A 19777-nucleotide genomic window follows, 5' to 3' on the forward strand; every position below is an offset into this window, starting at 1 on the left:
GGCCATTACCGCCGCCCGCTGGCCAGTTCCGCCACGTCGTGGACCGATTTGGGCAGGTTCCCCTCGGCGTCGAAGGGGATGTCGCGCAGGTCGCTGACGATTTCCAAATCGGCCCGCTGGCGGGCTTCGGCCAGGTAGACCTGCGAACACTCGACTTCGGCCACGTCAAGCGTATTGGCGATCCACAGAATCTTCGCGTCGGGCGGCTCGGTGAGCCCGATCGTTGGTAGCGCCTCGTCCAGGATTTCGCGATCGGTCTCGAAATCAACGGGCAGCATCGCGGCGGCCACGTGACCGCTGGTGAGGCAATTGATCCGCGTGAAGCGAACGTTCATGTCGCGAATCGTGCGCGAAGTGCAGAACTCGGCCATGCCAATGCCCGAGGCGTTACCGGTGGTTTCTTCCGACAGTCCGCGCACGACGATGCGTTTGACCTTCGGATACTCATCGGGCGCCGCCGTGTGCGACTGGTATTTGCGGCCGACGACGTTCGTGTCCATGCCGGCGCCGCTGATGTTCTTGCCGATCTCGTCGATAAACAGAATGTCGACGTTACGGAACGGCAGCCGCGGCAGCCATTGCCGGGCCAGCACGAGCAGTTCTTTTTCGCGCGCCTCGAACTCTTCAGGTCCAACGGCCGCGATCTTTGCCGTCTGGTCGTAAGCGTTTTCCAGGATCGCGAGTCCGGCGACGATGCGGCAGTTTTCCAACACGCGTGCCCCGACACTACGAACGATCTGTCCGAAGCTGTAGTTCTGGATCGCGCGATGATAGATCTTGGCCCCTTCGTGCTTGCCCAGCCCGATGAGCATCATCTTCATCAGACCGCTTTCGATATCACCGACGAAATCGGTGTGCGGCTTCACACGGCCGACAACGGCAACATGATCGGCCTCGTAGGCGAAGCGATCGAAATGGACCGGAAAGCCTTCGGCCGTCTGGCAAACAACGACGGTCTCCATGCTGGCCCTGATCGGGCAACCGCAGAATTCTTCGGTGATGCCGTAGCCTTCGATGATGTGCCGCTGCCCTTCGGCGGTGCCGCCACCGTGACTGCCCATGGCCGGCACGATGAAGGGCTTCGCGCCCAACGATTGGAAATGCTCGACCGTGGCCTTGATGATCGTGGCGATATTGGCGATGCCGCGGCTGCCGGCCGTGATGGCGACGGTCTGCCCGGCCTTGATCTTCTTATTCAGCGGCAGGCGGGCGAGCTCCTTCCGCACGTCGGCCGCTACATCGGCGACCGTAGGGGCGTCGAACTTTTGACGCACGCGAAACATCTTGGGATAGTCGGCCATGATGCCTCAAGGCTCCTGGAATGGAATGCTAGCAAGGGCGGGCGCGAGACAAGATCTCGCGCGGCAGGAATCGACAGGGGCTGCTGGCATCGCACGGTAAGTTGCGGCGCGTCACAACGCCTGTCTATCGACTGTACCAATGCCGGGCCTTCCGCTCTAGGCCGTGCTGCGAATTTGGGGCTAGAATGCCCGGCATTCGTCCCAGGGAGGCGTCGCCAAAATCTCATACAGGCCTGCCGGCTGCGCACGCGGCGGGGCCACGCACGAGCTACAAGTGGGCAAGGAACGCCGTCATGGCCACTGCCGCCACCACGAACAAAGCCAAACGAGCAGCGCCCGCCGCTACCGCGAAAGTCCCTCGGCGCCGCTGGTGGCGAAGGACCATCTTCTTGGTGGGTCTGCCTGCGCTCGTATGGTTCGCGCCGGTCATCGTCGGCTTCGGCCCGATTCTCAATTCGGTCGTTTCGCTGGCGACGCGCGACTTCAAAGGCACGATCACGATCGGCGGCGCGTCGCTCGGTTGGATTTCGCACGTCGTCTTGCACGATATCGAAGTGCAAGATGCCGAAGGAAACTCACTGGCCAGCATTCCGCAAGTGGCTAGCGACAAGACGCTCTTCGGGCTGATCGCGAGCCCGAGCAACCTCGGCGCTTTTCGCGTCGATCACCCGCAAGTCAATCTGGTGCTGAACGAGAAGGACAGCAACGTCGAGGAAGCGGTCAAGGCCTGGACCGAGCCCGACGATCCCGAGCGGCCTAAAAGCCGTCAACCGCTCGGCGTGTCGGTCGTCATCGATCAGGGAACTGTCACCATTGACGACACGGCGGCCGGCCGCAGTTGGCAGATCGATAATCTTGCCTGCGAAGTCACCGTGCCGCGCGACCCAGGTCAAGAGTTAGCGATCGGCGCCAGTGGGCGCGTTGCGCCGGGAGAGCCAGCCGGGCAGTTTGCGTTGCAACTAAAACTGTCGCCGGGCCAAGCGGCCGCCGGCGGGACGCGCCTCGGTGGGCAGGGAGAATTCGCGCTCGATGCCCAGGGCTTCGCGCTGGAGCTGCTCGAGCCGCTTTTGCGTCGTGCGACCGAGCACGGTGAATTGTCCGGCGTGCTACAAGCGAATATCACGGGCGGCTGGAACACCCAGACCGACACGCCTCGCGGTGAATTGAACGGCCAGATGAGCGTGTCGCAACTCGCGCTGGCCGGGCCGTGGGCGGGGGATGATCGCTTGCGCCTGGCTGGAATTTCCATCCCCTGCGCGCTGGTGCGGGAAGGAAATCGCCTGGAAATCCGCCGCTGCGAGATTCAATCGGACGTCGGACAGTTGACCTGTACCGGCACGATCGACGACCTGGGCAGCATCGACGCCACGTGGCTCAAGTCATTGTGGAACGTGTTGCCCCATTGCGAAACGCAACTGCAAGGCTCGCTCGACCTGGCCCGCCTGTCGCAAGTTCTGCCCGCTACGTTGCGCGTCCGCGAAGGAATGCAAATCGAAGAGGGCGCGGTCCATGTTGCCCTTACGAGCGGCCCACAGAACGGCCAGTGGGGTTGCACGGGGCGGATCGAGACCACGCGACTCGTTGCCACCGAGCAAGGGCGGCAGATTTCCTGGGATCATCCCCTCTTGGTCACGGTCGCTGCGCATGACACGCCGCAGGGACCGGTCATCGAGCAGCTCAACGGGCAGTCCGACTTTTTGAAATTCGAGGGATCGGGCACGCCCGACTACTTTGGCCTGACGGCAAATTTCGAACTGGCCCGGCTGGCCGAAGAGCTGGGCCAGTTTCTCGACCTGGGCGAATTGAAATTGGCCGGCGACGGTTGGAGCCGTGTGACCTGGAAACGCGCACCGGACGATTCGTTCGAAGCCGATGCTGAATTGCAGGCCACGAATTTCGTGCTGGCGCGCCCCGGGCGTCCGGCGTGGACCGATGCCAAGTTGGGCGTAACGGCAGCTGCGCGCGGACGCCTGAGCGGCAGGGAGATTTCGCAAGTCGAGACCGCACGACTGGAAGTTGTCTCGGCAACGGATGATTTTACCGCTTCACTCGTGGCGCCTGTCAGCAATCCGGGGCCTGCGACGCCGTGGCCGGTCGAGGCACGGCTGCGCGGCGAGCTGTCGCGATGGTTGGCGCGCGTCGAGCCCTGGTTCACACCGCCGCCAGGTTGGGATATCTCGGGGCAAGTCGACGGCGTTTCGAACGTCAGCTACTCGCAGGAATTGATCACGATCGAAAAGTGCCAGGCGGACTTTAGGCAGCTCCATGCTTGGGGACCGACGCTGTTTCTTGACGAGCCGCGCATGCGCTTGCTGTTGACTGGCTCGCTGGCGCCGGCGTCGAACACGCTACGCATTGCCGATGCCTCGCTAACGGCGAATGACGTCGGCGGCCGCGTGCAGGAACTGACCTTTATCGCCACGAGCCCCACGGGGATCGAACGCATCGGTCAAGGCGACCTGCAAGGGAACCTGGCGACCTTTTATCGCTGGACACACGACCCACGCCAACCTGCCACCGTGCAGGTAACCGGCTTGATGGCTTGCACGCTGAAGGCGGATTTGGGCGATCGCTCGCCCAGTTTGGACTTGAACGTCACGATCGACGACCTGGCCGCGGCCAGTTCCACGGGACAATCGTGGCGCGAGAAGCAATTGCGCATGATGGCCAACGCCACGTATGACGAGCCCAATGACATCGTGCAGCTCGCGCATTTCGACGTCGATTCCGCGGCCATGCGGTTCAGCGCCGCCGGCAAAATCGAACGCTGGTCGCAGGAACGCGTGCTCAGCGTAAGCGGCACCACACAGTACGATCTGGAAAAGCTGTCGATCCTGCTGCAGCCGTACCTAGGCGGTGACCTGCGCGCGACGGGACAGGAGTCGCGATCCTTCTCTCTGGCCGGACCGATCGGCGCGCTGGCGCGGGCGAACACTACGACGGCTGCGCGCGAGCAAGCTCTCGAACAACTCGAAGGAAAAATGGACCTCGGCTGGCAGACAGCGTCGGTCGTGGGCGTCGAGTTGGGTCCGGCCAACCTGCAGTCCACCTTGTCGAAGGGCATTTTCCAGGTTGCGCCCGGCAACGTGAGCATCAGCGGCGGAACGCTCTCATTTGCGCCCATCGTTCGGCTTTCGCCTGGGCCCGCGATGCTGTACCTGCCCAACGGGCAACTGGCGTCGCAAGTGCATATCTCGGCCGAGATGTGCCGGCAGTGGATGATGTACGCGGCGCCGGTGCTGGCGGGCGTGACGCACGTCGAAGGTTTGTTCTCGGTTCAGATGGCTGGCTGCCAGATTCCGCTGGCCGCGCCGCGCACGGGAGAGGCGGCCGGACAGATTCTCATCCATTCGATCGATCTGGAACCGGGACCACTCGTGCGCGAACTGTCGACCGTGCTCGGCACAACGGGGACCGTCAAGCTCGCTCAACAGTCGAAAGTCGATTTCAAGATGATCCAAGGACGCGTCTACCACCGCGGCCTGGAGTTGCAGTTTCCCGAGGTGATGGTCCGCACCTACGGTTCGGTGGGCTTCGATCAGACCCTGGCCATCATGGCGGAAATGAACGTCCCGCCGAAATGGCTGCGCGATAACGCCCTGGGGGACGCGATCAAGAATCGACCTTTGAAAATTCCGATCGCGGGCACGCTCGATCGCCCGCAACTCGATCGCCAGGCGCTCGCCGACGCCATGGCCCAATTCATGCGCGACGCCGCGAATGGAGCGGTGCGCGACGGCCTGCAACGCGGGCTCGATAAACTGCTCGCGCCGATCACTCCGAAGTAGCGCGACACCTGCATGTGCGGCCGGCGAGCATATTGCGGCCTGCCGATATCGCAGGATTCTCGAGGGCATCACGGGACGCTTCGTAGCTGCAAGTGCATTCAGTTGGTCAGCCCGGAAAGCCAGTGCATGATGTTCAGTGCCATCTTGCGATTGTCGCAGCCCGGCACATTCATGCCCATTTTCTCAACGGGATCTATTCCGTAGATTTGGGCCGACAGCTCGGCCGCCTCCCCCATGACGACGACTCGCCCCTTGCCATACTTAAGCGCCAGGCCCTGATTGCGACCGGCGGCCGAGGAGCTGGCGCCGTCCCCAGCGTGCGTGGCTGTGTCAGCGAATTTGAGCAGTGCAACGCTCTCTGCTGGTCCTTTGAGCGATTGCCCCGTGAACGTCAGCACGCGATCGACCCGTTCCGACTCATTCCGCCCGCTCATGATCGGGTGGTCTCCGAGTTGATTCTTTTTGCGGGAGAACAGCAGTCCGTCCGTTGTTTCGTTGGCCGGATCGACGGCCACGAGCAGGCTCATCTGCACGCCGAAGCGCTTTCCTAGCTCTTCGGATGCCGAGCCGAACGGCTCATGATCGGTGATGAGCAACAAGGAACCACCCGACTTGACCCAGCTCTGGACGCAGTCGCACTCGGAACTGGTAAAGGCGGACTTCGAATTTCCCCGGTCAGCCATCGCGTTCGCGATGATCAAGATATTGCGATCGGCCAGGCGTTCGGAAGTGAGCACTTCTTTGTTAGGAACAACCTGATAGCCGTCGTTGGTCACCAGGTCGGCAAACACCTTGTACCGTCCGGAAGCCGTGTGGAAGTTCTGATGGGCCTCGTCGAAGAGAACGGACGGATGCTTGTCGGTGTAGGCGGGCTGGGCGACGGAGACGTCGAAATTGGGGTCCGTGCGCTGTCCGCCCCCTTGCCCAGCGTTTGTCCCGGCGGCTTCTGCGCCGGCAGCTTCTCCCCCGTTGTGCCGCATGTTCGGCAGCGCTTCGCCGAATTCCTTCAAGCCGGCATTCGTGACTCGCGTTCCAAGCAAACCGACCATCTTCAGTTTTTTAAGCTTGGCAAGATCCTTCAGACCGGCGTCGGTGATCGCTGTGTTGCCGACGCGGATTACCTCCAGGTTTTGGAGGCCCACGAGCTCCTTCAATCCGGCGTCGGTGATCTTCGTTCCGATCAAGCCCAGAGTGGTCAAGTTCTTAAGGGCTGCTACATGTTTCAGGCCGGCATCGGAGATCGTCGTTCCGCTGAGTTGCAGCATTTGCAGGCTTGGAAAGGCACTCAAAAGCTGCAAATCGTCATCCTTAAGGCTCTCGCACCCAGCGAGAGAAAGCGTGATGACCGGACTGCCAGATCGGCTTTCGTCGCGCTGGACACGTCCCCCCAGGGCTTCAACCTTCGCGATGCCCTCGCTCACGCTGGCGGCAGGGCGGTCGTCGGCAAATGCCCGGTGGGCGATGCCATTCAAGTTGCCGGTAAGCAGGAAAACGATGGCGACGACGTGGAATCGGGACATCGCAGGCTCCAGGTTTATAGGCCAGTGTCGGACACGGTCGGCGAGAAAGTCGATTTTTCCGGCAGTCGAATTATCATAATTCACCACATCGTCCGCATTGAAAACTCGCGTTCCTCAGGCGATGTCACAGCGGCAGGACGGGATCGTCCGTCCGTAACATCCGCACGCTTCCCTCCCTCGATCGCCATGCGCCCGAAATCGTAATCATTTTCCTCGGCTGGACCTGGGGCCCAGCCAGCCTGACGGTTGACAGCCCAGCATCGTCGACCGTATAGGAGAGAGCGAACGGGCAGCAGGGCTCCGATTTCGTGACGACCGTGACCAAGTCGATCGCGACCATGCAAGTCAGTCCCCTCGGGCATCGCCGCGACCGATACCACGAAACACGAGTGTGATGGCCAAACCCAAGCGCCCGGTCAAATCGAAAAACTCCATTGCTGCTGAGAATATCCGCGCGTCCAAGCAAGGTGCATCGTTGCGACGCGCTGGTGCTGCGGTGTCTCTCGCTGCGCCCGCAGTGCTGGTTGGCGCCGTGGTCGCGCTTTATTCGTGGACCCTGCACGCGCCGTTTGTCTTCGACGATATTCCGTGCATCAAGAACAATCCGTCGATCACGCATTTGAGCCCCTTGTGGGGTAATGCGCCGGGCGAAGGCCCGCTGCGCCCGCCGAAGGATTTCAATACGGCCGGTCGCCCGTTGGTCAACCTGTCGCTGGCGTTGAATGTCTATTTTGGCGGACTGAATCCCTTCGGATTTCATGTCTTCAATGCGGCGATACACCTGCTGTCCGCTCTCTTGCTGTGGGGCATTGTTCGTCGCACCTTACGATTGCCCTGCCTGGCTGACCGGTTTGCCGATGTTGCCGATGCGCTCGCCTTGGCCGTGGCGCTATTGTGGTTGGTGCATCCCTTGCAAACCGAGGCGGTGCAATACGTTTCGCAGCGGACCGAGCTGTTGATGGCGTTCTTCTATCTGGCGACCCTCTATGCGAGCCTCCGCTATTTTACGGCCAACGTCGCGTTCGAACGGATCGTTTGGGCGTCGTTGGCCACGGTCGCCTGCGCGGCGGGCATGACGAGCAAGGAGGTCATGGTCTCGGCGCCGATCGTCGTGCTGCTTTTCGAGTGGACGTTCTTGGCCGGCTCGTTCGCGCAAGCCTGGCGTCGCTCGTGGCCGCTGTACGTCGCCCTGGCTGGCAGTTGGTCTGTACTGTGGGCGCTTAACGCGAGCGGCCCGCGCTCGGTGTCGGCAGGCTTTCACTTGGGGACGCCAGCCTACGTTTGGTGGTTCACGCAAGCGAAGGTGCTGGCGATGTACCTGAAACTGGCGGTGGTACCCTGGCCGCTGGTGATTCACTACGAGATTCCCCGTCTCGACACGTTCGTCGCCGCGTGGCCATGGCTCGTGCCGGTGGGGTTGTTGGGCCTAGGCACGCTCTGGTTGCTGTGGCGCCGCAGCGCCGTGGGATTTTTGGCCGCGGTGGTGTTCCTTGTCCTTTCACCCACTCTGGTGGTGCCGATCATTACCGAAGTGGCGGCCGAGCGTCGCATGTACCTGCCCTTGGCGGCGTTGATCGCGATGTTGGTTTGTGGAGGCTACGCGCTGGCGGCGCGCGCCCAAGGAGCGTCAAGTACCGCTGAAGGTCACGAGCGCGACTGGCCGCTTGTGCCAACGGTCGGCGGCGCCTTGGTGCTGGTCGTGGTGCTTTTTGGATCGCTGAGCGTGCGCCGGCTCCTGGTGTACCAAAACGAACTGGCGCTGTGGCAGGATACCTTCGCACGACAACCGAACAATCCGGTCGCGCGCAACAACCTCGCCACTACACTTATCAATTTGGGAAATGACTTAGGAACCGAGCATAAGCACGAGCAGGCGCTTGCCTACTATCGCAAGGCGAGCGAGGTTCGCCCCGATGACGTGCTTGGGCATCTTGGCGTGGCCAATTCACTCTACTGTTTAAACCGCCTTGACGAAGCTGACGATCCGCTTTCACGCGCAGCCGCCTGCCATCCAAACGATGGCGACAGGTGCAAAATAGACGTCCTGCTGGGCATGGTGCGGATCGCGCAGCGGCGACCGGGCGAGGCGATTGAGCCCTTGCGACGGGCGTTGGCGATCGATTCCTCGGATCCCGTTACGCTGTACCTCTACGGCATGGCACTTGCGCGACAAGGTGACACGGCGCAAGGCGTCGAAAAACTGCTTGAATCAATACAAATCCGTTCCGACTTGCCCATTGCCCATTACGAGCTGGGCCGAGCGCTGTTTTCTTTGGGCAAGCCCGAGCAGGCGGTTGTTCATTTCCGAAAGGCCGTTGAACTATCACCAAACGAGGCGAATTACCGCCAGGATTTTGCCGCGGCGCTGTCCCGCGTTGGCAACATGGCAGACGCCGAAAATCAACTCCTGAAGGCAATCCAGCTCAATCCCCGCAGCGCCAATGCGCACAACCTGCTCGGCGTCGTCTACGTTCACAAAGGCAATTCAGCGGCCGCGATTGCCCAGTTCAAGACCGCGCTGGAGATCATGCCAACGCACCAGGACGCGTTGAAGAACATCGCGAAAGTGCAGCAGCAGGACCGCGCGCCACCCCGACCGACTCAACGAGCCGTCGGAGACTGATGCCGACCAGCGCCGGCCGAGTGTCTATGGCGTGGCCACGGCCGAGGTCTCGTGAAGCTCGGCCAGATGTGTCTGAAGATCGTTCCAGCGCTGGGCCAGCGCGCGATTCTTCTGAAATTCCTTCTTCATGTCCACGCGGGTCTGCGCGATTTCGGCGCGTAGCGCCTTGCATTGCGCTGTCATCATGTCGCGCTCATTACGAGACGTGGCCAGCTCTTTCTTGAGGTCCGCGATTTCCTTGGTGTGAAACGCGACCTGTTGCTTGGCATCAGCCACCGCGGTATCCAGCGACGCGGCATCCTTCTGGGCGGCAGCTTTCAGGTCGGCCGCCGTGGAAATCTGCCGATCCATTTCGTGAAACAGCATGCCGTAATCCGTCAATTGCCGTTCAAACTTCCCATCGATAACGCGCGACGGCGGATCGTTCGCTTCCGCCGGCTGATTGTCGCGCACGTAGTCCTTCACTCGTTCGGCCGGCAGCAGCTTGCCGAGCGCTTCTTGGTCGAGCCCCGTGAAGATGTCGTGCCGGTCGATCGGCATGACTTCGTAGAGCGTCCAGTTGCCGGGGCTGGTGGAAACTCGCTTCAACTGCCGGTCCGACATCCTCATGTTCGGTTCGAGCGTGACGCTCTTCTCGCCGGCTTCGGTGACCTGAAACTCGCCGAGATAACCAGTCGGATCGAAGGCAAAGACGACCATCTTCGCCGTCATGCGGTGCGGCACGGGCGCCTCGATCACCACGTTGCCTTTGCCAGTGTTGGAATTGAAGGCCCGCTCGGGATTGACGCTGGTCCAAACGCGGCCGCGATCGACCACGATGTCATGCAACTTGACGTTTGCTACGCGCACCTCTTCGGTGAGCGTGGCCAGGTCCGGCGGACCGTCGACCTGGCGGCCTAAGTCCTGCTCCCATTTGTTCACTTCCGAGCGCCAGGCCTGATTGGTCTTCAAGAGGCGCAGGGAGAAGTAGAAAAAGGGCAGCGTCGCCACCAGGATCAGCGCGATCAGCACCTTGCTCCAGATACTCATGGTGCTTCGCACCTCGCGGTGATCACGGGAAGTCGTCGAGACCCAGGACGTCGAAAGACACACCGGCTAGCGTTAGCTATAGGCCGGGTAACAACTTACGCAGCGCCGGCCTCCTTCGATATTAGGCACGCCCACGGCGCGTGTCAATTAGCGGAGACTAGGCAAGCTTCTCGACGCAAACCCCTTCTACGCCCGGGGTCTCGTAGGACCCCCGGTCGGTCCGGCAAAGTCATCCGGACCGCTACATTCGCTCAAGTCTTACGCAGATTAACGCCGAATTGTGGTACGGCGAAATGGAGGTTCCGCGCTTGCGCGATCTCCGAATAACGCGTCGCGTCGGGGCGACGACCGACCAGGGCGTGTAAGGATCTGACAGAGTGATGGCTTTGCACAAAGACCTCGGCGACTCTCGTCCGCGCGCGTTGGCGCCGCCTCGCCGCGCGGGTGTCTGGATATCGATTGCGCTGGCCGTGCTATCGGCGCCTGGCTGTACGCGGAACTTCTATCGCACGCAAGCCGACAATGAAGTCTCGTACACGGTCCATCAGTTATCGAGTTTGTACAAAACGCCCCTGGAGTACTTCAACGTCTACACCGACAAGCGATCGCGCTTGTTCGATCCGACGAACCCGGATCGGCCCCCCATGCCGCCCGATGATCCGGCCGCGCACAAGTTAATGCATGCCGTGAACTACATGCCGGGCTACCGCAAGTGGTACCGCAATGGCACGGTGCCGGTGGTGGACATGAATTGCTGGCAGCAGTATCTGCCGCCGCCTGACGAAGACGGCGCCATTCCGCTCGACATGGCGACGGCGATGGAGATATCGCGGTTGAACTCGCGCGACTATCAGTCGCAGCTCGAAACGCTTTATTTGGCGGCCATGGACGTGACGGCCGAGCGGTTTCGTTTCACCACCCAATGGTTCAACGATCCCAGCGCCACTTACAACAGCCTAGGTCCGTTGGCGGCCGGCGGACCGCAGGCGACTTGGACCCTTACCAACGACTTGCAGGCGCAAAAGCTCTTCGGGGGCGGCGGGCAGTTGCTGGTCGAAATCGCCAACACGTTGACCTGGAACCTGATCGGGCATAGTCAGACCAACAACACGATCGCCAGCTTCAGCTTGATGCAGCCCATTCTGCGCAATGCGGGCCGGGCTTTCGTCATGGAACGCTTGACGCTCGTCGAACGCACGCTCTTGTACAGCATTCGCCAGATGGAGCAGTACCGCCGGGCTTACTACGCCTTCATCGCCACGGGGCGCAGCACGGGCCTGGGCCCGCAACGCGTCGGTGGTGTGTTCGGCACGGCCGGTTTGGGCGGGTTTACCGGCGTCGGCACCAACGGCTTCGGACAGGTCGGTACGGCCGTCGCCGCTACGGCCAACCCGGCCCTCGGTGGCAGTACCAGCGGCGCCGGTGCCGCGCAGGCGAACGGTTTCATCGGTATCCTGCAAGACATCATGCAGATTCGCAATCAAGAGGCGAACGTTGCCGGCCTGCGCGACAGCCTGGCCCAATTGCAGGCGGCTTACGAGGCCGGGCGCATCGATCGTTTTCAGGTCGATTTGACGCGCCAGTCCTTATATCTCAACGAAAGCCAGGTGCTTAACGCGAAAGTCGTGATGGAGAACTTGCTCGACAACTTCAAAGTCACGATGGGCTTGCCGCCCGACGTGAATTTTGCCGTCAAGGATCCGTTCCTCGACCGCTTCCAATTGATCGACCCCAAGCTAACGAAGATTCAAAACCATGTGGTAAACGTCGTCGAGAAGGTGCGCAATCCAGCGGCGCCGCTCACGATCGAAGATTTGACCGACTACCTCCAAGACGTCGAGCGGGTACAGGCCGAGATCACCGGCCACTTGAACGTCGTCACCAACGATTTCGCCAAGCTTGACGAGCGTTTGCCATCGCGACGGGCGACGCTCGAACGGTTGCAACTGCGACCCGAATACGATCGAGGGGACGTCGAACCCGAGGCCTACAGCGTGAAACTGCTTGACGAGCGTGTAGAAACATTGAAGGACGACTATCAGGATCTACAGAATCGCCTGGATGCCAGCTGGAAAGACTTCGACGTGTTGCGTGGCGAATTGCCCAGCGTCGAGTCCGAAGCCGGGCGGCGCCACTTCCTGGATGCCATCACTTCGCTCTCGGCCCAGGTGCTCGAACTGACGCTGATCCAAGCCCGCGCCCGCCTTGACGCCATCGAATTGGTTCCGATCAATCTCCTGCCGTCGCAGGCCGTTGTCATCGCCAGCGCCAATCGTCCCGATTGGGCTAACACGCGTGCCAGCGTGATCGATGCCTGGCGATTAATCGAGTTCAACGCTAACCAACTGCGGGCCGGACTGAACGTCGTATTCAACGGCGATATTCAAACGCCGAATGGAAATGCATTCAATCCCGTGAACTTTCGCGGGTCGGCCGGGGATTTGAATGTTTCACTGCAATTCGACACGCCGCTGACGCGATTGAACGAGCGGAATGACTATCGGCAAGCGCTGATCGGCTACCAGCAAGCTCGCCGCCGCTGGATGGCGTATGTCGACACAATTCACCAGACGTTGCGCCAGGAAATCCGCCAAATCAATCTGAACCAGATCAACTTCGAACAAAACCGCGGCGCCGTGGCGATCGCCATCGAAAAAGTCGATATCGCGCGGTTGCGACTGATGCAGCCGCCAGCGCCCGGCGAGACCACGACTTTCAGCAACACGTTTGCTCGTGACTTGCTCCAGGCCCTGAACGATCTGCTCCAGGCACAAAACGACTTCATGAGCATTTGGGTGAACTACGAGGTGCAGCGGATCTCCTTGGACTTCGACCTGGGCATCATGCAACTCGACGAGCGCGGCGTATGGATCGACCGGGGGAATGTCGACGGCTCCAAGCTGCTCGAGGAGTATGCGCAGGAATGCGAGCCCGAGGCGTTGCCGTTCCGCTGGCAGGCCACCGAAGACGCCGAAAAGCAACAGCAGAAGCTACGTGAAGGCACGACCGAGGAAGAGCAAAAGGAAGAGGAGATTCCGCCGCCCAACCCCCACCCCACCGACAACGTGCAAAGCATGCCGGAGCCCGGGTCGGAAGAAGTCGTCGATTCGCTGGCCGAAAAGGCTCGCCAGGCGTTGGCCGCCACCCGACCGGTCAAGCTGGTCTCGCCCACGGGGCGCGCCGCCCTGAGGCAGAAACAACCGGCCGAGCGGCCTCAGGTTCCGCAAACGCCGTTTTGATTTACCGCTTCGGGGGGCTAGATGCCAGCACCGCCGGCGACCACCCCCTTTGTGGTTCCAGGGGCGAAAAACCGCGACCTCTCGGCGCGCCTGCCGGGTTGAATGATTATGGTGACAGGCCGTGCCACCTCGGCTACAATCAACGTGGGTTTATGCCTCCCCTCGCGGCCTCGCTACTGCCTACCCCCTGGTCCGTGAGCCCACTTGTCGCAATAGGTGACCGCATGTCGCGTACGCATCGCCCCTCGTTAGTCCTGGTCGCCGCTCGCCGGTCGACCGTGAGGAGCGGGTTTTCGCTCATCGGCCTGTTGGTCATGCTGCTGTTCCTGGGCGGAATCGGCGGCGGCGCGTATTGGTACCTGCGCCCCATGCTGTCGGGTGAAAAGCAGGAGACCACTTATCTGGTCGACCACGTCAAAAGCGGGGTTTTCACGCACGACGTGGTGGAACGCGGCGAAATCGAAAGCTCCAGTAACGTCGAAGTCCGCAGCGCGGTGCAATCGCGCAGCTCCGGGGCCGGCGGCGGCATGGCCATTATCGAGATCGTTCCCGAAGGCACCGTCGTGGCCGAAGGGGATCTTCTCGTCAAGCTCGACGACTCGTCGTTACGCGACGAATTGACGCAGCAGCAAAACGTGGTGAACGCCAGCGACTCACTGGTGATTCAATCCCTGGCCAACCTGGAAACGGCCAAAATCGCCAAGGAAGAATACGAACAGGGGACGTTCAAGCAGGACGAAGAGACGCTGCAAAGTGCCGCGTTCGTGGCCGAGGAGAATCTCCGCCGCGCCCAGGAATACGCCCGGCACAGCGAGCGGCTGGCTTCGCGCGGCTATGTCACGCAGGTGCAGCTCGAAGCCGACAAGTTCGCGGTTAAAAAGGCCGAAGCGGATTTGGCACTGGCGAACACCAAATTGATGGTCATTCGCACGTACACCAAGAAGAAAATGGTCGAGCAGCTCGACGCAAACATCAAGATCGCGGACGCCAAACTGAAAGCCGACGAGAAGACGAACGCCATCGATCGCGCCAAGCTGGAATTCATCCAATCGCAAATCGACAAGTGCATCATCAAGGCACCGGCCGCTGGCCAGGTGGTTTATGCGAACGAGAGCGGCGGTCGCAACGGCCAGGACGTCGTTATTCAGGAAGGGACGGTCATTCGCGAGCGGCAGGTAATCATCCGTTTGCCGGACCCGGAGAAAATGCAGGTCAAGGCACGCATCAACGAGTCGCGCATCGATTACGTACGGGAAGGTCTGCCCGTCATCATCCGTCTGGACGCTCTGCCGAACGTCGAGCTGGCGGGCACCGTCCGCAAGGTAAGCGATTATCCGATGCCGACGGGCTGGTTCGGTAGCAACGTCAAGGAATATGCGACCTTCATCCAGATCGACAACCCGCCAGCAGCGATGCGGCCAGGTATGACCGCCGAAGTGGCCATCCGTACCGAGCAATTGGAAAATGCTTTGCAATTGCCCTCGCAGGCCGTCTTCGAGCGCGGGGGCAAGCACTGGTGCATCGTGCCAGAGGGCCAGAACCTGGTCGCCAAGCCCGTGAAGATTGGGGCCACGAACGATAAGGTGGTTGTCATCAAGGATGGGCTGAAGAACGACGACATCGTGGTCAGCAATCCGCGCAAATACCTGAAGGACGTCGAACTGCCGGCCGCCAGCGAAGAGGACGACAAGCAAATGCTTGCCAAGATGCCTCCACCGCGCGACGACGGCGAGAAGTCGCGGCGCGTGGCCTCGGCCGAAGGCGGACCGGGCGGCGCACGCGGCAAGGGAGGCGGCGGGCGTGATCCAGCCACGATGGTGGCCGGCATGATGGAGCGGCTCGATAAGAACAGCGACGGTAAGCTCGAAGAATCCGAGATGGGCGATCTGCCCGAGCAATTCCGCACCGCTCTAAAAAGTGCCGACACCAATGGCGACGGCTTCACCGATAAGGCCGAGGCGATGAAGATCATGCAGGCCATGCGCGGCGCCGGTGGTGGCGGGGGCCGTCCACCGGGCACGGGCGGCGGAGGTGGAGCGGCGCCATGAACCTCGCCTTTCGAGTCGAGGATCTGAAAAAGGAATACGTGCTCGGCGGTGAAACGGTCCACGCTCTACGCGGTGTGACCATCGAAGTGCCCGAAGGCGATTACGTCGCCATCATGGGCCCCTCCGGTTCCGGAAAGAGCACGCTGTTGAACCTGTTGGGCTGCCTCGACCGGCCCTCGGGCGGCAAGTACTTTCTCGGCGGTGATGACGTCGCCAAGATGTCGGACAATCGCCTCTCCGAGGTGCGCGCCCAGCGCATCGGCTTCGTCTTTCAATCGTACAACCTCATCGCCCAACTCACCGTGGTGGAGAATATCGAAGTTCCCCTCTATTACGGCGGCCAGTTGAATTCCAAAACGCGCGCCCGCTGCAAGGAACTGGCCAAAATGGTCGGCCTGGGTGAACGATTAGGGCATCGTCCCACGCAGCTCTCCGGCGGTCAGCAGCAGCGCGCGGCAATCGCCCGCAGCCTGGTTAATGATCCCTACTTCATGCTCGCCGACGAGCCAACGGGCAATCTCGATTCCGTCACCTCGCACGAGATTCTCGATTTGCTCGCGCGGCTGAATCAGGAAGAGGGCAAGACCATCATCATGGTCACGCACGAAGAGGACGTCGCCGAGCGGGCCAAGCGCATCATTCGACTGAAAGACGGCCTCTTGCAATCGGATGTGCGGCGATGACCTTCGGACTTCGTACCTGGTCGCTGGGCGTCAAAAGTCTGCTTTTGCACCCGTTGCGCTCCCTCTTGACCGTGCTGGGCATCTTCATCGGCGTGGCCAGCGTGATCTGGCTCTTGGCCATCGGCGAAGGGATCAGCAAAAAAGCCCAAGAGCAGATCGAGAGCCTGGGCGCCGACAATATCATCGTTCGTTCGGTAAAGCCCCCCAATGAATCGCTCCCCGACAGCCGCGGGCCGATTCCCTATGGCCTGAAGCGCGAAGATTTCGAGCGCCTCATGACCATCAAGACCATCGATCGCGGGTTGAAAATCCGCGAGCTGCGCCGGCAGTTTCGCCATAACGACCGGCTGGTCGACGGGCGGCTCGTCGGCTGCACGCCTGAGTACGCCCAGGTCACGCACCTGGAAGTCGATCGCGGACACTTCATCACCGACGCCGAGATGGAGCAAAAGGAAAAGACGTGCGCGCTGTCGGCCGAGGTCGCCGAGCGCCTCTTCCCTTATGAGAATCCCATCGGCGAGAGCATCCGCATCGAGGAAGACTATTACGTCGTCGTGGGCGTCATGAAGCCGCGCGAATCGACCGCCGGCATCGGCGGGTCGCTGGCGGCCCAGGACTTTACCGATGACGTGTACATCCCGATCAGCACGCTGTGGACCCGCATCGGTGACATCGTGGTCACGCGGCGCAGCGGATCGTTCGAAGGCGAAATCCTCGAGCTCTCGCAAGTGACGCTGCGGGTCGACAAAGTCGATAACGTGCTGGCCACGGCCGACGTGGTGCGGAACATCATCTCCGCGAAACACCGCATTGCCGATTACGCGATCACGGTGCCGCTGGATCTGCTGGAGCAGGCCAAGACGACGCGCTTGATGTTCATCGTGTTCATGGGCTTGATCGCGGCCATTTCGCTCATCGTAGGCGGCATTGGGATCATGAACATCATGCTGGCCACGGTGACCGAGCGCACCCGCGAAATCGGCATTCGCCGGGCGCTCGGCGCCAAGCGAGCCGACATCACTCGGCAGTTCCTGGTGGAAACGATCGTGCTGTCGATCGTCGGTGGGCTTACCGGAGTGGCTGGGGGATTGACCTGCGGCGCCGTCACCGAGGCCGCCCGCTCTGGCATGGAGTATTTCTTTCCCCAAGTGATGGAAAACCTGCCCGAGGTCGTGCATACGATCGCGCCGCAGATCGTTCCGTGGTCGATTCCCGTGGCGTTCGGCATCTCGGTGGCGGTGGGTGTCATCTTCGGTCTGTACCCAGCCACGCGCGCCGCGGCGATGGATCCGATCGAAGCCTTGCGTCACGAGTAGGCTGTGGCGAGAAGATTTGCCACAGAGATCGCCGAGACCACAGAGAGAATGCGGTTACACGCCGGCGGAATGCCAGGTCGCGGAACAACGCTCGTTACCCGATGGGAGTTCCCTCGGTGACCTCGGTGCGCTCGCTGGCAACACTTCTGCTGCGCGATGTTGCCCCACTCTCCGAATTAGTTCGGCGCCGAATGCTCGGATTCGAGCTGGGAGATTTTTTCGACGCGCCGCGCGTGGCGCCCCCCTTCGAACTCGGTCCGCAGCCAGATTTCGACCATGCGGTCGATCAGTTTCTCGCCGAGCATGTCGGCCGACAGGCAGAGCAGATTCAGGTCGTTGTGCCGCCGGCTCATCTCAGCCGACAGATCATCGTGGCACGGGGCGGCCCGTACGCCGGGAAACTTGTTGGCCGCGATGCACATGCCAATGCCTGTGCCGCAGATCAGGATGCCACGTTCGACTTCGTGGGCGCTGACTTGCTTGGCGACGACGCAGGCGATATCGGGATAGTCGACGCTTGTGGCGTCGCGCGTGCCGCAATCGACCACTTCGTGCCCCAGCCGCTTGAGCAGCTGCACGATGTTTTCTTTGACATGGAATCCGCGGTGGTCGCTGCCAACAGCAATTTTCATTTTCTTGGCTCCCGCCCCGAAGGCGGCACGATCGATCTTTTGTTTACAACTTGATTTCTTCGGCCCAACTCACGACTTCGGCCTTGATCTGCGCGGCGCAACGTTCGTACATCTCGGGCGGTCCGCCAATCGGGTCGGGGATGTCCGCGCCGTTGCGGCACAAGAGCCGGACGCGATCGGCCGCATCGGGCCATTCGGCGACGATCGCCTGCCGGTGCGAACGGGTCATTACCAGGAGCAAATCCGCGTGCCGCACCAGGGTTTCCGTCAGCGGCTGGCTTTCGTGCCCCGACAAATCGATGCCCATGCGCTTGAGCACGGAGACCGCCTCGTTGGCCGCGCGGCCGCCGACCATGGCCGCCAGGCCCGCCGACGCCGCCACGACGCCATGATCCTCGACCTCGCTCGCCCGGCATTTCAGCCGATCGGCCATCGCCTGACGAAAAAGGGCTTCCGCCATCGGGCTCCGGCAGGTATTCCCCGTACACACGAAGACGACGATCGCGCTTCCCAGACGCTTGAGCGTTTGCGCCGAAACAACCCCCTGCCGAAGAACCTCGAAACGATCGTCGTAGATCCGCACCACGCTCGAAGGCTGTCCATACCGGGAGCGGCCGTCGTCCAGTACCACGTTCACTTCATCGCCGATGGCATCAACCACTTCCTGAGCCGTCACCGCGTCGGGCTCCCCTTTACGATTGGCGCTGGTCAAAACGATCGGACCGGCCAGCAATCGCAACGTATCGAGGATCGCATGATGCGCCGGGACGCGAAAGCCAATCGTCCCCTCGGGCGACACGGCTTGTTGCACCACGGGGGGCAACTGTTGGATCAAGCTTTCGGGATGGTGATCCTCGACCACCAGAGTCACGGGGCCCGGCCAGCAGCGGCGTGCCAGGCGCTGACCCAATGGGCTGATGTTCGGCACGAAATCCAGAGCGTCCTCGGCGCTGCGCACCGCGAGCGCCAAGGGGCGCTTCGGATCGCGATGCTTGGCCGTGATCAATTTATGGACAGCCGATTCGCACAAGGCTGACGCCGCCAGCCCGTAGACCGTCTCAGTGGGGAATGCGACGATCTTTCCTTCGGCCAATGCTTGCACCGCACGATGGACGACGTCGCGCGAATCTTCCGCACTGCGCAAATCGAGTACGACCGGCGGCATAAACTTGACTTGAGGCTGAGAAAGGGAAGCAATCCTGGATTCGCCGCGGAGGGCGACAAAGGCACCTCGGCAAACATACGACATCGCCACCGCGGCAGCGCAACAGATTACTATACGGGCGTTTAGGACGAGTGACAAGGGTCGAAAAATGATCGTCCTGGCCTTTAAAAACGCGACCAAATCTAGCCCTACTAAAGCCGCCCGGGCCGGCGTGGCCGACTCGGCCCAGCGGAGGCGTGTGTTTCGTGCGACAGTCGTTAAGCTGAGTTTTGAGAGGGTTATTCGGGCCCGAGCTTAGTTCGGCTTTCGCAGTTTTTGCTAGCGTTGACAGCTTCTTGAGAAATAGGACGAGCCCCGTTCACGATGCAGATAGGTTCTCACGCCAATCGCATCGCCAAGGAGGCTCGCCATGTGTCTTGTTACTTCGTTCGTC

General features: G+C 61.4%; 11 protein-coding genes. 6 read left to right on the forward strand and 5 right to left on the reverse strand.

Annotated features, from left to right (window positions below; all coding sequences use genetic code 11):
• Nucleotides 1–5: 5 nt before the first annotated feature.
• The gene (locus VHD36_22155) at nucleotides 6–1301 is read right to left on the reverse strand and encodes a lactate racemase domain-containing protein (protein ID HVU90052.1); all 1296 of its coding nucleotides are present in this window, start codon (nucleotides 1299–1301) and stop codon (nucleotides 6–8) included.
• 293 nt (nucleotides 1302–1594) lie between these two features.
• Between VHD36_22155 and VHD36_22160 the strand changes: the two genes are divergently transcribed.
• Entirely contained in the window at nucleotides 1595–5089 is a 3495-nt protein-coding gene (locus tag VHD36_22160; protein ID HVU90053.1) for a hypothetical protein, read from the forward strand.
• Between the two features lie 98 nt (nucleotides 5090–5187).
• Here the strand turns inward: VHD36_22160 and VHD36_22165 are convergent, their stop codons facing one another.
• On the reverse strand, nucleotides 5188–6693 hold the full coding sequence (locus VHD36_22165; protein HVU90054.1) for a hypothetical protein: 1506 nt from the start codon (nucleotides 6691–6693) through the stop codon (nucleotides 5188–5190).
• 412 nt (nucleotides 6694–7105) lie between these two features.
• On the opposite strand from VHD36_22165, the gene VHD36_22170 reads away from it, so the two are divergent.
• The gene (locus tag VHD36_22170) at nucleotides 7106–9232 is read left to right on the forward strand and encodes a tetratricopeptide repeat protein (GenBank protein HVU90055.1); all 2127 of its coding nucleotides are present in this window, start codon (nucleotides 7106–7108) and stop codon (nucleotides 9230–9232) included.
• A gap of 24 nt (nucleotides 9233–9256) precedes the next feature.
• Here VHD36_22170 and VHD36_22175 read toward each other — a convergent pair whose 3' ends face one another.
• Entirely contained in the window at nucleotides 9257–10261 is a 1005-nt protein-coding gene (locus VHD36_22175; GenBank protein HVU90056.1) for a hypothetical protein, read from the reverse strand.
• A 380-nt stretch (nucleotides 10262–10641) separates the two neighbouring features.
• On the opposite strand from VHD36_22175, the gene VHD36_22180 reads away from it, so the two are divergent.
• The 4 genes from VHD36_22180 (at nucleotide 10642) to VHD36_22195 (ending at nucleotide 17547) form a co-directional block, all read left to right on the forward strand.
• A complete protein-coding gene (locus tag VHD36_22180; protein ID HVU90057.1) occupies nucleotides 10642–13500 on the forward strand; it encodes a TolC family protein in 2859 nt (952 codons plus the stop codon).
• A 224-nt stretch (nucleotides 13501–13724) separates the two neighbouring features.
• On the forward strand, nucleotides 13725–15548 hold the full coding sequence (locus VHD36_22185) for an HlyD family efflux transporter periplasmic adaptor subunit (GenBank protein ID HVU90058.1): 1824 nt from the start codon (nucleotides 13725–13727) through the stop codon (nucleotides 15546–15548).
• A complete protein-coding gene (locus VHD36_22190; protein HVU90059.1) occupies nucleotides 15545–16231 on the forward strand; it encodes an ABC transporter ATP-binding protein in 687 nt (228 codons plus the stop codon). The genes VHD36_22185 and VHD36_22190 overlap by 4 nt, the downstream gene beginning before the upstream one ends.
• Nucleotides 16228–17547 (forward strand): ABC transporter permease, encoded by a 1320-nt coding sequence (locus VHD36_22195; protein ID HVU90060.1) that lies wholly within the window; start codon nucleotides 16228–16230, stop codon nucleotides 17545–17547. Before VHD36_22190 ends, VHD36_22195 begins: the two co-directional genes overlap by 4 nt.
• Nucleotides 17548–17723: 176 nt before the next feature.
• Here VHD36_22195 and rpiB read toward each other — a convergent pair whose 3' ends face one another.
• Both rpiB and VHD36_22205 read right to left on the reverse strand, forming a co-directional pair.
• Nucleotides 17724–18179 carry a ribose 5-phosphate isomerase B gene (gene rpiB, locus VHD36_22200; GenBank protein ID HVU90061.1) on the reverse strand — a complete coding sequence of 152 codons (456 nt, stop codon included), beginning with the start codon at nucleotides 18177–18179 and terminating at the stop codon, nucleotides 17724–17726.
• Nucleotides 18180–18222: 43 nt separating this feature from the next.
• Entirely contained in the window at nucleotides 18223–19344 is a 1122-nt protein-coding gene (locus VHD36_22205; GenBank protein HVU90062.1) for an L-threonylcarbamoyladenylate synthase, read from the reverse strand.
• Nucleotides 19345–19777: the final 433 nt, after the last annotated feature.

This window comes from Pirellulales bacterium (genome assembly GCA_035546535.1).
GTDB lineage: Bacteria > Planctomycetota > Planctomycetia > Pirellulales > JACPPG01 > JACPPG01.